The organism is Streptomyces sp. NBC_00078, from assembly GCF_026343335.1.
GTDB lineage: Bacteria > Actinomycetota > Actinomycetes > Streptomycetales > Streptomycetaceae > Streptomyces.
Genome location: NZ_JAPELX010000001.1, coordinates 6702500 through 6714411 on the forward strand (window position 1 = coordinate 6702500; position 11912 = coordinate 6714411).

12 protein-coding genes are annotated in these 11912 nt (G+C 71.5%); 9 read left to right on the forward strand and 3 right to left on the reverse strand.

The genetic code is table 11. The features are described 5' to 3' along the window. The first annotated feature begins 44 nt into the window (after positions 1–44). Positions 45–611 (forward strand): GNAT family N-acetyltransferase, encoded by a 567-nt coding sequence (locus OOK07_RS31580; protein WP_266799836.1) that lies wholly within the window; start codon positions 45–47, stop codon positions 609–611. Between the two features lie 73 nt (positions 612–684). After that, positions 685–2388: a proline--tRNA ligase gene (locus OOK07_RS31585; protein ID WP_266799837.1), complete on the forward strand. Its 1704-nt coding sequence runs from the start codon at positions 685–687 to the stop codon at positions 2386–2388. A gap of 179 nt (positions 2389–2567) precedes the next feature. On the opposite strand, the gene OOK07_RS31590 is transcribed toward OOK07_RS31585, so the two are convergent. From OOK07_RS31590 to OOK07_RS31600, 3 genes are read right to left on the reverse strand one after another with little or no spacing between them, the layout of a single operon-like run. Next, positions 2568–3467 carry an aminoglycoside phosphotransferase family protein gene (locus OOK07_RS31590; RefSeq protein ID WP_266799838.1) on the reverse strand — a complete coding sequence of 300 codons (900 nt, stop codon included), beginning with the start codon at positions 3465–3467 and terminating at the stop codon, positions 2568–2570. A 27-nt stretch (positions 3468–3494) separates the two neighbouring features. After that, entirely contained in the window at positions 3495–3953 is a 459-nt protein-coding gene (locus OOK07_RS31595; RefSeq protein WP_266685169.1) for a ferritin-like domain-containing protein, read from the reverse strand. Further along, a complete protein-coding gene (locus tag OOK07_RS31600; RefSeq protein ID WP_266685171.1) occupies positions 3950–4504 on the reverse strand; it encodes a hypothetical protein in 555 nt (184 codons plus the stop codon). Before OOK07_RS31600 ends, OOK07_RS31595 begins: the two co-directional genes overlap by 4 nt. A 223-nt stretch (positions 4505–4727) precedes the next feature. Between OOK07_RS31600 and rimP the strand changes: the two genes are divergently transcribed. The 7 genes from rimP (at position 4728) to truB (ending at position 11723) form a co-directional block, all read left to right on the forward strand. Next, positions 4728–5225, forward strand: coding sequence for a ribosome maturation factor RimP (rimP, locus tag OOK07_RS31605; RefSeq protein ID WP_266799839.1), 498 nt, complete (start codon positions 4728–4730; stop codon positions 5223–5225). Between the two features lie 2 nt (positions 5226–5227). Then, on the forward strand, positions 5228–6226 hold the full coding sequence (gene nusA / locus OOK07_RS31610) for a transcription termination factor NusA (RefSeq protein ID WP_266799840.1): 999 nt from the start codon (positions 5228–5230) through the stop codon (positions 6224–6226). A 101-nt stretch (positions 6227–6327) separates the two neighbouring features. Further along, positions 6328–6606 carry a YlxR family protein gene (locus tag OOK07_RS31615; protein ID WP_266685174.1) on the forward strand — a complete coding sequence of 93 codons (279 nt, stop codon included), beginning with the start codon at positions 6328–6330 and terminating at the stop codon, positions 6604–6606. Between the two features lie 147 nt (positions 6607–6753). Further along, positions 6754–9903 (forward strand): translation initiation factor IF-2, encoded by a 3150-nt coding sequence (infB, locus tag OOK07_RS31620; RefSeq protein WP_266685181.1) that lies wholly within the window; start codon positions 6754–6756, stop codon positions 9901–9903. A 145-nt stretch (positions 9904–10048) separates the two neighbouring features. After that, complete coding sequence (locus tag OOK07_RS31625) at positions 10049–10342, forward strand: DUF503 domain-containing protein (protein WP_266685182.1); 294 nt, start codon at positions 10049–10051, stop codon at positions 10340–10342. Between the two features lie 32 nt (positions 10343–10374). Then, positions 10375–10821 (forward strand): 30S ribosome-binding factor RbfA, encoded by a 447-nt coding sequence (gene rbfA / locus OOK07_RS31630; protein WP_266685183.1) that lies wholly within the window; start codon positions 10375–10377, stop codon positions 10819–10821. Then, a complete protein-coding gene (gene truB / locus OOK07_RS31635; protein WP_266685185.1) occupies positions 10818–11723 on the forward strand; it encodes a tRNA pseudouridine(55) synthase TruB in 906 nt (301 codons plus the stop codon). The genes rbfA and truB overlap by 4 nt, the downstream gene beginning before the upstream one ends. Positions 11724–11912: the final 189 nt, after the last annotated feature.

Here is an 11912-nt window from a genome sequence, read left to right on the forward strand (position 1 = left end):
ACGCTGCTGTTCTGACGCTCGGACGATCCCTGTACGCTCCCCACATGCGTCTTCCCGGTCACGGTCACCGCCGCCACCCCGACGACATCGTGATCGGCCCCCTGGACCTCTCGGCCCACGTCGACGAGGCCCTGGCCGTCCAGGCCGTCGCCTTCGGTCTCGGCGCGGACGAGGTGGCCGTACGCCGTCAGATCGTGCTGCGTCACATGACCTACCCCGGTGCGAGGGCGCTCGGCGCGACCGCCGCAGGACGCCTCGTCGGCTTCGTCTACGGCATGCCCAACGACCGCGCCCACTGGTGGTCCACCGTCGTGGAGCCCTACGTCCGGGCGCGGGGACACGAGGACTGGCTCGACGACTCCTTCGTCATCACCGAGCTGCACGTCCACCCCGGCCACCAGAACCTCGGCATCGGCCGCACCCTGATCACGAACATCACCGGCGCCGCCGCCGAGCCCCGCTCGATCCTGTCGGCGATCGACGGGGACAGCCCGGCCCGCGGCCTCTACCACTCCCTCGGCTACGAGGACCTGGCCCGCCAGGTCCTCTTCCCGAGCGCCCCGAAACCGTATGCCGTGATGGGCGCCCATCTGCCCCTGCGGCGCCGCTAACCGATTTCCACCGGAACCGGCCCCCCGGCTAACCTCCTTGCCATCACCCTTACCCGGCAGGAGTACGAGAACCATGGCGAACGCACCGGTCCAGCGCATGTCCCAGTTGATGGCCAAGACGCTGCGTGACGACCCGGCGGACGCCGAGGTGCTCAGCCACAAACTCCTCGTCCGCGCCGGCTACGTCCGCCGCACGGCCGCGGGCATCTGGTCCTGGCTCCCCCTCGGCAAGAAGGTCCTCGCCAACGTGGAGCGGATCGTCCGTGAGGAGATGGACGCGATCGGCGCCCAGGAGGTGCTGCTCCCCGCCCTCCTGCCCCGGGAGCCGTACGAGGCGACCAGCCGCTGGGACGAGTACGGCGCCGAGCTGTTCCGCCTCCAGGACCGCAGGGGCGGCGACTACCTGCTCGGCCCGACCCACGAGGAGATCTTCACCCTGCTGGTGAAGGACCAGGCGTCCTCCTACAAGGACCTGCCGGTCATCCTCTACCAGATCCAGAACAAGTACCGTGACGAGGCCCGTCCGCGGGCCGGAATCCTGCGCGGCCGCGAGTTCCTCATGAAGGACTCCTACTCCTTCGACACCGAGGACGAGGGCCTGGCCCGGTCCTACGCCCTGCACCGCGAGGCCTACGAACGGATCTTCGAGCGCCTCGGCCTCGACTACCGCATCTGCGCCGCGACCGCGGGCGCGATGGGCGGCTCCAAGTCGGAGGAGTTCCTCGCCCCGGCCGAGGCCGGCGAGGACACCTTCGCGGACTGCCCGAACTGCGACTTCGCGGCCAACACCGAGGCGATCACGTACGAGTTGAAGCCGGTGGACGCCAAGGGCGTGGCCGCCCTGGAGGAGATCCCGACCCCCGACACCCCGACCATCGAGACCCTCGCCGCCCACCTCGGCGTCGAGGCCTCCGCCACCCTCAAGAACCTCCTGGTGAAGGTCGACGGCGAGATCGTGGCGGTCGGCGTCCCCGGTGACCGCGAGGTCGACCTGGGCAAGGTCGAGGCGCACTTCGCGCCGGCGGCAGTCGAGATGGTCACCGAGGCGGACTTCGCGGGCCGCCCGGACCTGGTCCGCGGCTACGTCGGACCGCAAGGACTCGGCGAGAAGGTCACGTACATCGCCGACCCGCGCGTGGCCCCCGGCACCTCCTGGATCACCGGCGCCAACAAGGACGCCACGCACGCCAGGAACGTCGTCGCGGGCCGTGACTTCGAGGTCGGCGAGTACGTCGACGTCGTGGTCGTCCAGGAAGGCGACCCGTGCCCCAAGTGCGGCACCGGCCTGAAGCTCGACCGTGCCATCGAGATCGGCCACATCTTCCAGCTCGGCCGCAAGTACGCCGACGCCCTCAAGCTCGACGTCCTCGGCCAGAACGGCAAGCCGGTCCGCGTCACCATGGGCTCCTACGGCATCGGCGTCTCCCGCGCGGTCGCGGCGCTGGCCGAGCAGACCGCCGACGAGCAGGGCCTGTGCTGGCCGGCCGAGGTCGCCCCGGCCGACGTGCACGTCGTCGCCGCCGGCAAGGCCCAGCAGATCGAGCTGGCGCTGGAGGTCTCCGAGAAGCTGCGGGCGGCCGGCCTGCGCGTCCTGGTCGACGACCGCGCCGGGGTCTCCCCGGGCGTGAAGTTCACCGACTCCGAGCTGATCGGCGTACCGAAGATCCTGGTCGCGGGCCGCCGCGCCGCCGAGGGTGTCCTGGAGCTGAAGGACCGCAGGAGCGGCGAGCGCGAGGAGCTGACCGTGGACGAGGCGATCGCCCGCCTCACCGCGTAAGGACACTCCTCAGGCCGTCCCCGACCGTAGGGCGTGACACAGCGTCACTGCGGCGGGGACGGCCCGGCTCTCAAGGCGACGGCGGCGTAAGCGCCCCTCCAGGGGGCGGGGCTGCATCGACATGCGGCTTCGCCGCGGGGGCGCGAACAGCCACAACGAACACGTACGGAACGGCGAACTCAGAGCCACCCGGCGAATTCCAGCAACAGCTCGGCATCCCTCGGCCGCCCCACCCGAAGCGCACGCACCCCCGACTCCACGGCCCGGAACAGCGTCCAGCCCCGCAGCCGCTCCTGATCCACATCCAGCGACTCGGCCAAGCGCTTCACCCGCCGCCGCGTCGTCGCCGCCCCCGACGGCGAGGCGATCAGGTCCTCCACCCGATCCCGCACCAACCGCGCCAGGTCGAACGCGCACTCACCCACCACCGGATCGGGCCCCACCGCCAGCCAGGGCATCCGTTCACCAGCGAGAACCTTGCTCTGCCGAAAGGTCCCGTGCAGCAGCCGATCCTCGGGCGGCGCCACCAGCAACTCCTCGCGCGCCCCCACCGCGGCATCGACCAGCACCGCCACCTCCGCCACCGCGGACGCCGTCACCCGCATCGCCTCCGCCTGCCGGCCGGTTCGCTCGGCGACGGTCTCGAAGGACTGACCGGCCGGCGGCTCGACCCACAGCCGCCGCAGCGTGCCCGCCGCCTCCAGCAGTGCCTTCGCCTCGGGCAACGACCGCACGGACACATCCGGATGCAACCGCTCCAGCAGCAGCACACCCTGGACCGGGGGCTCGTCCAGCAGCTGTACGGCACCCGACCCGCCCCAGTGCGCGAGAGCGCGCCGCTCGCTCTCCGGGCGGGCCCGGCGGGGGGCCAGCTTCAGCACGGCAGGGGTCGCGTCCGGCCGCCGCACCAGCACGACCAGGCTGCTGCGCCCTCCGGGCACCTGTACCCGCTCGACCGTCAACTCGCGCAGTGCGACGGCCTGCTGGGCCGCGTCGGCCAGCTTCTCCAGCCAGTCGTCGCCGTCCGGTGCCGTCTCACCGAGCGCCCTGACCAGACGCTGCGGCGGTGCGAAAACCATGCGCGAGTCGTTCCCTTCCAGTACGCGTCACGCCGTCGGAGCCGGCGAGGCCGAGGCGGTGGCCGCCCGCTCGGCGAGCCCAGGGAAGGCTACGCTCTCGCCGTTCCAGCGCACCGCCCGCACCGCCGCCTCCCGCAGTGCCCCGGCCGCAGAGCGCCGCCGCTCGCCCCCCGTCGCCCGCACCAGGTCGGAGTACACCCCGGCCACCCGGTTCTCCAGCTCGGCGGCGAGCCGCACGGCCGCGGCCGAGTCCTGCACCGGGAACGGCAGCGCGTAACCCGGCGCCGCGGCGACCGGCGTGCCGCCCAGGTCCCGTACCTCGCGCACCAGTGCGTCACGCCGGGCCCGGTGCGCGTCGTACGCCGAGCGGGCCTCCACGCGCCGGTCCGCGCCGATCCGGCCGCCGACGACCCCGTAGCCGTACACCGCGGCGTGCTCGGCGGCCAGCGCCGCCTGCAGGGCCTTCAGCTCCTTCTGGTCGCTCACTTGGCACCCTCCGTCAGCAGATACGCGTGCGCAGCCCCGGCCGCCGCCACCGAGGCCAGCAGCCGCGCCAGCTCGCCCGGCACGTCCAGGAGCGCCGCCGTCCGCCGGTCGGCAAGCGCACGCTCGGCGGCGGCCAGCTCGGCGAGGGCGTCCTTCTCGCTCACCGGCGCGGCGGCCGAGGGGGACGCCGATGTCTCCGAGGCCGGTGTCGCCGCTGCCGAAGTCTCCGGCGCCGTGCGGGAGGAGGCCTTACGGACCGTGCCCCCGAACGCCTCCGTATGGCGTGCGACCTCCGCCCGCAGCGGTCCCAGCCGCTGCGACACCGCAGGATGCGCGGCGATCACGGCGTCGTACCGCCCGAGCATGCCCACGCTCTCCCGGGCCGCACGCGCGCGTGCCTTCTGGATGACGGACGGGCTGCCACCGGTGCTCTCCTCGGAGTCTTCGGAACCGCTGGAGCAGCCCACCAGCAGGGCGGCGCCGGCGGCCGAGGCGAGCAGCGATCTTCTGCGCGGCCCCGAGGGGGTGCGCGGTGCTGGGGGGTGTGGCACGGGAGACGTCCTCGGGGAGCTCGTACGAACACACGGGCGGGAAGGGCCGCCGGTGATCACGGTACCCGCGCATCCCCTCGACGCACGTCACCGCCTCGACTGCCCAAGAGACGCCCGCCCCACCGGAGGTACACGTGGGCGGCAACACGCTCTGCGACCGGATACCCTTTGACCAGACACGCGACCTTCCCACAACAGCACACGCGGCCGAGGAGTCACCCGGATGAGCACCACCCAGAGCGAGAAGCTGCGAGAGCTTCTGGAACCGCTCGTCAGCTCAGAGGGGCTGGATCTCGAAGAGATCGCAGTGGACTCGGTAGGACGCAAGCGGGTGCTGCGCGTCGTCGTCGACTCCGACACGGGTGCCGACCTCGACCAGATCGCCGATGTGAGCCGCGCGCTCTCGGCGAAGCTCGACGAGAGCGACGCGATGGGCGGGGGCGAGTACACCCTCGAGGTCGGAACCCCGGGCGCGGAGCGCCTCCTCACCGAGCACCGGCACTATCTGCGCGCCCTGGAGCGGCTGGTGAGGTTCCAGCTGGCCGACGGCGACGAGCTGGTCGCCAGGATCCTGAAGGTCGACGACGAAGGCCTCGACCTCGAAGTACCCGGAGTCAAGGGCCGCAAGGCCACCAGCCGCAGACTCGCCTTCGAGGACGTCGAAAAGGCGCGTGTGCAGGTCGAGTTCAACCGCAAGGACAAGAAGGAAGAGGAGGCGTAGCCGTGGACATCGACATGAGTGCCCTGCGGGGCTTGGTTCGGGAGAAGGAGATCTCCTTCCCCCTGCTGGTCGAGGCGATCGAGTCGGCCCTCCTCATCGCCTACCACCGCACCGAGGGAAGCCGCCGCCACGCGCGCGTGGAGCTCAACCGGGAAACCGGCCACGTGACGGTGTGGGCGAAGGAGGACCCCGAGGACCTCGAAGAGGGCCAGGAGGCCCGCGAGTTCGACGACACCCCGTCCGGCTTCGGCCGTATCGCCGCGACCACGGCCAAGCAGGTCATCCTGCAGCGGCTGCGCGACGCCGAGGACGACGCGACGCTCGGCGAGTACGCCGGCCGCGAGGGCGACATCGTCACCGGAGTGGTCCAGCAGGGCCGCGACCCGAAGAACGTGCTCGTGGACATCGGCAAGCTCGAGGCCATCCTGCCGGTGCAGGAGCAGGTGCCGGGCGAGTCGTATCCGCACGGGATGCGGCTGCGGTCGTACGTCGTACGAGTGGCGAAGGGCGTCCGTGGCCCGTCCGTCACCCTGTCGCGCACGCACCCCAGTCTGGTGAAGAAGCTCTTCGCCCTGGAGGTGCCGGAGATCGCCGACGGGTCCGTGGAGATCGCCGCGATCGCCCGCGAGGCGGGCCACCGCACCAAGATCGCCGTCCGGTCCACCCGGTCCGGGCTGAACGCCAAGGGCGCGTGCATCGGCCCCATGGGCGGGCGGGTGCGCAATGTCATGGGCGAACTGAGCGGTGAGAAGATCGACATCGTCGACTGGTCGGACGACCCTGCCGAAATGGTCGCGAACGCGCTCTCGCCGGCCCGGGTCTCCAAGGTCGAGGTCGTCGACCTCGCCGCCCGCTCCGCGCGCGTGACCGTGCCGGACTACCAGCTGTCGCTGGCGATCGGCAAGGAGGGGCAGAACGCCCGCCTCGCGGCCCGGCTGACCGGCTGGCGGATCGACATCCGCCCGGACACCGAGCAGCCCGAGGACCAGCGCGGGGAATAGATCCAAGCCGCGGATGGCTTAGATCACGACAGTTGTATGCGCGGAACTGTTCGATTCTTGCCCCAAAGGGGTGAGGTCGTCAGGGGGAGGTAGACTTAGGAGTGTCTGGCCGGACGCGCGCCCGCGCATGCCCTGAGCGCACCTGTGTGGGGTGCAGGCAGCGAGCGGCCAAGAGGGATCTGCTGCGCATCGTGGCGGTCGAGGGTGAATGTGTCCCCGATCATCGCGGTACGCTGCCCGGCCGGGGTTCGTATGTGCACCCCGCCCAGGTCTGTCTCGACCTGGCGGTACGCCGCCGGGCGTTCACGCGGGCGTTGCGCGCCCCGGGAGCGCTCGACACAAAGGCGTTGCGCCTCTATGTCGAGCAGGCAACACCGTAAGACGCGTCGCACGGAACCCCCGTGCGGCCCTGGTACCCCGCGAGTTGGAAGTAGGTCGAGATTGCGATGAGCACTCGATGAGCACGCGATGAGTACGCCCATGAAGTAGCGACGGTCCGGACGCAACCCGGACCTAAAAGGAGCGAAGTGGCTAAGGTCCGGGTATACGAACTCGCCAAGGAGTTCGGGGTGGAGAGCAAGGTCGTCATGGCCAAGCTCCAGGAACTCGGTGAATTCGTCCGTTCGGCGTCTTCGACCATCGAAGCGCCCGTTGTCCGCAAACTGACGGACGCCCTCCAGCAGGGCAACGGAGGCGGCAAGTCCGCCCCCGCACGCAAGGCTGCCCCGGCTCGTCCGGCAGCCCCCTCTCCCGCGCAGGCAGCCCGTCCGGCCGCCCCGCGCCCGCCGGCCCCCAAGCCGGCCGCCGCCGAGAGGCCCGCGGCTCCCGCCGCGCCGGCCGCTCCCGGCCCCCGTCCCACCCCGGGCCCGAAGCCCGCGCCGCGGCCCGCCCCGGCGTCCCCGGCTCCGACGACGCCCGAGTTCACGGCACCCCCGGCGGCTCCCGCCGCCCCGGCTGCCTCCTCCGGCTCCGGTTCCGCCCCCCGTCCGGGCGCTCCGCGTCCCGCCGGCCAGGCTCCGCGTCCGGGCGCCCGCCCGGAGCGTCCCGGCCAGGGTGGCCAGGGCCGTAGTGACCGCGGCGACCGTGGTGACCGCGGCGACCGCCCTGCCGGTCCGCGTCAGGGTGGCGGCGCTGCGCGTCCCGGTGCCCGTCCGGCCGGTCCCCGTCCGGGCAACAACCCGTTCACCTCTGGTGGTTCCACCGGCATGGCGCGCCCCTCGGCGCCCCGTCCCGGCGGTGCCCCGCGTCCCGGCGGCCAGGGCGGTCCGGGTGCCCCCGGCGGTGCTCCGCGTCCGCAGGGCCAGGGCGGCCCGCGTCCCCAGGGCGCCTCGGGCGGTCCCCGTCCGCAGGCTCCGGGCGGCTCGCGTCCGACTCCCGGCGGCATGCCTCGCCCGCAGGGCGGCGGCCCCCGTCCCGGCGGCGGCCCCGGCGGTAACCGGCCGAACCCCGGCATGATGCCCCAGCGTCCGGCTGCCGGCCCGCGTCCCGGTGGCGGTGGCCCCGGCGGCCGCGGTCCCGGTGGCGGTGGCGGCGGTCGTCCCGGTGGCGGCGGCGGCGGTCGTCCGGGTGGCGGCGGCTTCGCCGGTCGTCCCGGCGGTCCCGGTGGCGGCGGTGGCGGCTTCGCCGGTCGTCCCGGTGGTCCCGGTGGCGGTGGCGGCGGTTTCGCCGGCCGTCCGGGTGGTCCCGGTGGCGGTGGCGGCGGTCGTCCCGGCTTCGGCGGTCGTCCCGGTGGTCCGGGTGGCCGTGGTGGCACGCAGGGCGCCTTCGGCCGTCCCGGCGGTCCCGCGCGTCGCGGTCGCAAGTCGAAGCGGCAGAGGCGCCAGGAGTACGAGGCCATGCAGGCCCCGTCGGTCGGCGGCGTGATGCTGCCTCGCGGCAACGGACAGTCCGTCCGCCTGTCGCGCGGTGCGTCCCTCACCGACTTCGCCGAGAAGATCGGCGCCAACCCGGCGTCGCTCGTCGGCGTGATGATGAACCTCGGCGAGATGGTCACTGCCACGCAGTCCGTCTCCGACGAGACGCTGAAGCTCCTCGCGGACGAGATGAACTTCGTCCTCGAGATCGTCAGCCCCGAGGAGGAGGACCGCGAGCTGCTCGAGTCCTTCGACATCGAGTTCGGCGAGGACGAGGGTGGCGAGGAGTTCCTCGTCGCGCGTCCGCCGGTCGTGACCGTCATGGGTCACGTCGACCACGGTAAGACCCGCCTTCTCGACACCATCCGCAAGACGAACGTCGTCGCGGGCGAGGCCGGCGGTATCACGCAGCACATCGGTGCCTACCAGGTGGCCACCGAGGTCAACGGTGAAGAGCGCAAGATCACCTTCATCGACACCCCGGGTCACGAGGCGTTCACCGCCATGCGTGCCCGTGGTGCCAAGTCGACCGACATCGCGATCCTCGTGGTGGCGGCCAACGACGGTGTGATGCCCCAGACGATCGAGGCGCTGAACCACGCCAAGGCGGCCGACGTGCCGATCGTGGTCGCGGTCAACAAGATCGACGTCGAGGGTGCCGACCCGACCAAGGTGCGCGGTCAGCTCACCGAGTTCGGGCTGGTGGCCGAGGAGTACGGCGGCGACACGATGTTCGTCGACATCTCCGCCAAGCAGGGCCTCAACATCGAGAGCCTGCTGGAGGCCGTGGTCCTCACCGCGGACGCCTCGCTCGACCTGCGGGCCAACCCGGAGCAGGACGCGCAGGGTATTGCGATCGAGTCCCACCTCGACCGTGGCCGCGGTGCCGTCTCGACGGTCCTGGTCCAGCGCGGCACGCTGCGCATCGGCGACACGATGGTTGTCGGCGACGCGTACGGCCGTGTCCGGGCGATGCTCGACGACAACGGCAACAACGTCGAGGAAGCGACTCCGTCGACCCCCGTCCTGGTCCTGGGTCTCACCAACGTCCCGGGCGCAGGCGACAACTTCCTGGTCGTCGACGAGGACCGCACGGCGCGTCAGATCGCCGAGAAGCGTGCCGCTCGTGAGCGCAACGCCAACTTCGCCCGCCGGGGTGTCCGGTTCTCCCTGGAGAACCTGGACGAGGCCCTCGCGGCCGGTCTGGTGCAGGAACTCAACCTCATCATCAAGGGCGACGCGTCCGGTTCGGTGGAGGCTCTCGAGTCCTCGCTGCTCCAGCTCGACGTCGGCCAAGAGGTCGACATCCGCGTCCTGCACCGCGGTGTGGGTGCGGTCACCGAGTCGGACATCGACCTGGCGACCGGCTCCGACGCCATCGTCATCGGCTTCAACGTCCGCGCTGCGGGCCGCGCGGCGCAGATGGCGGAGCGCGAGGGCGTAGACGTCCGGTACTACTCGGTGATCTACCAGGCCATCGAGGAGATCGAGGCGGCCCTCAAGGGCATGCTCAAGCCGGAGTACGAGGAGGTCGAGCTCGGCACGGCGGAGATCCGCGAGGTCTTCAAGTCGTCCAAGCTGGGCAACATCGCCGGTGTCCTGGTCCGCTCGGGCGAGGTCAAGCGCAACACCAAGGCGCGCCTCGTCCGCGACGGCAAGGTCATCGCGGAGAGCCTCAACATCTCCGGTCTGCGTCGCTTCAAGGACGACGTCACCGAGATCCGCGAAGGGTTCGAGGGCGGTATCAACCTCGGCAACTTCAACGACATCAAGGTCGACGACGTCATCGCGACGTACGAGATGCGCGAGAAGCCGCGCGTCTGATCCCAGCACGCGATCGGGGCCGGTCGGCGGGGCAGTTCCCTCAGGGAATTTCCGTCGATCGGCCCCGGCCGTTGCGTGTACGGTTCCCGTATCGGCGTCGAAGCGTGGCGCCCGTACCCCGAACCGGCGGGACATCCGGATACACATGTATGTGGGGACTCTGTCCTTCGACCTGCTCCTCGGCGACGTCCACTCGCTCAAGGAGAAACGCTCTCTCGTCCGTCCCATCGTGTCCGAGCTCCAGCGCAAGTACGCGGTGAGCGCGGCGGAGACGGGCAATCAGAACCTCCACCGCAGGGCCGAGATCGGGCTGGCGGTGGTCTCCGGGGACACGGGACACCTCACCGACGTACTGGACCGCTGCGAGCGGCTGGTCGCCGGACGGCCCGAGGTGGAACTGCTCTCGGTTCGGCGCAGGCTCCACAGCGACGAAGACTGAAGCAAGAAGTAAGCACTTAAGGAGACGGACCAGTGGCCGACAACGCGCGTGCCAAGAGGCTGGCGGACCTCATCCGAGAGGTGGTGGCCCAGAAGCTGCAGCGCGGGATCAAAGACCCGCGGCTCGGCTCGCACGTCACCATCACGGACACCCGGGTCACCGGTGACCTGAGGGAGGCGACCGTCTTCTACACGGTGTACGGGGACGACGAGGAGCGGGCGGCCGCGGCCGCCGGCCTGGAGAGCGCCAAGGGCGTCCTGCGCTCCGCGGTCGGCGCGGCGGCGGGCGTGAAGTTCACGCCGACGCTGGCCTTCGTGGCGGACGCCCTGCCGGACACCGCCAAGACGATCGAGGACCTCCTCGACAAGGCGCGCCAGTCCGACCAGCAGGTGCGCGAGGTCTCGGCGGGCGCCGCGTACGCGGGCGAAGCCGACCCGTACAAGAAGCCGGGTGAAGACGAGGACGACACCGCCGAATGACCCAGAGGAACCGGACGCCCGACGGGCTTGTCATCGTCGACAAGCCGTCGGGCTTCACTTCGCACGACGTGGTCGCCAAGATGCGCGGGATCGCGCGCACCCGCCGCGTCGGGCACGCAGGCACCCTCGACCCCATGGCGACGGGCGTGCTCGTCCTCGGCGTCGAGAAGGCCACCAAGCTGCTCGGTCACCTCGCGCTGACCGAGAAGGAGTACCTGGGCACGATCCGCCTCGGGCAGACGACGGTCACGGACGACGCCGAGGGCGAGATCACGAGGTCGCTGGACGCCTCGAAGGTCACCCGGGAGGCCGTCGACGCCGGGATCGCCAAGCTGACCGGCGACATCATGCAGGTGCCGTCGAAGGTGAGCGCGATCAAGATCGACGGTGTGCGCTCGTACAAGCGGGCGCGGGAGGGCGAGGAGTTCGAGATCCCGGCCCGGCCGGTCAAGGTCTCGTCCTTCGCGGTGTACGACGTGCGTGACGCCGTCGCCGAGGACGGCACCCCGATGCTGGACCTGGTGGTGTCCGTCGTCTGCTCCTCCGGCACCTACATCCGGGCCCTGGCCCGTGACCTGGGCGCCGACCTGGGCGTGGGCGGACACCTCACCGCCCTGCGCCGCACCCGCGTCGGCCCGTACAAGCTGGACTCGGCCCGGACGCTGGACCAGCTGCAGGAGGACCTGACCGTGCTGCCGATCGCCGAGGCGGCCGCGGCCGCGTTCCCGCGCTGGGACGTGGACGAGAAGCGGGCCCGGCTGCTCACCAACGGCGTGCGTGTCGAGATGCCCGAGGAGTACGCGTCGCGCGGCCCGGTCGCCGTCTTCGACCCCGAGGGGCGCTTCCTGGTGCTCGTCGAGGAGCAGAAGGGCAAGGCGAAGAGCCTGGCCGTTTTCGGCTGAGGCTCGGATAGGGCAGGCGGCAGGCGGGGAACCGGGGAACCGGGGAACCGGGGAACGGGGACACCGAGGCTGCCCGCCCGTGGAGCGGCGATCACGGGGTTGCGCCGCCGCTCCACGGTCCCCCTCGGTTCCCCCACCCCTAGGGTGTATCCACCGACCCCCGTCTGTTCACCCGTGCGGGCAGGCGCT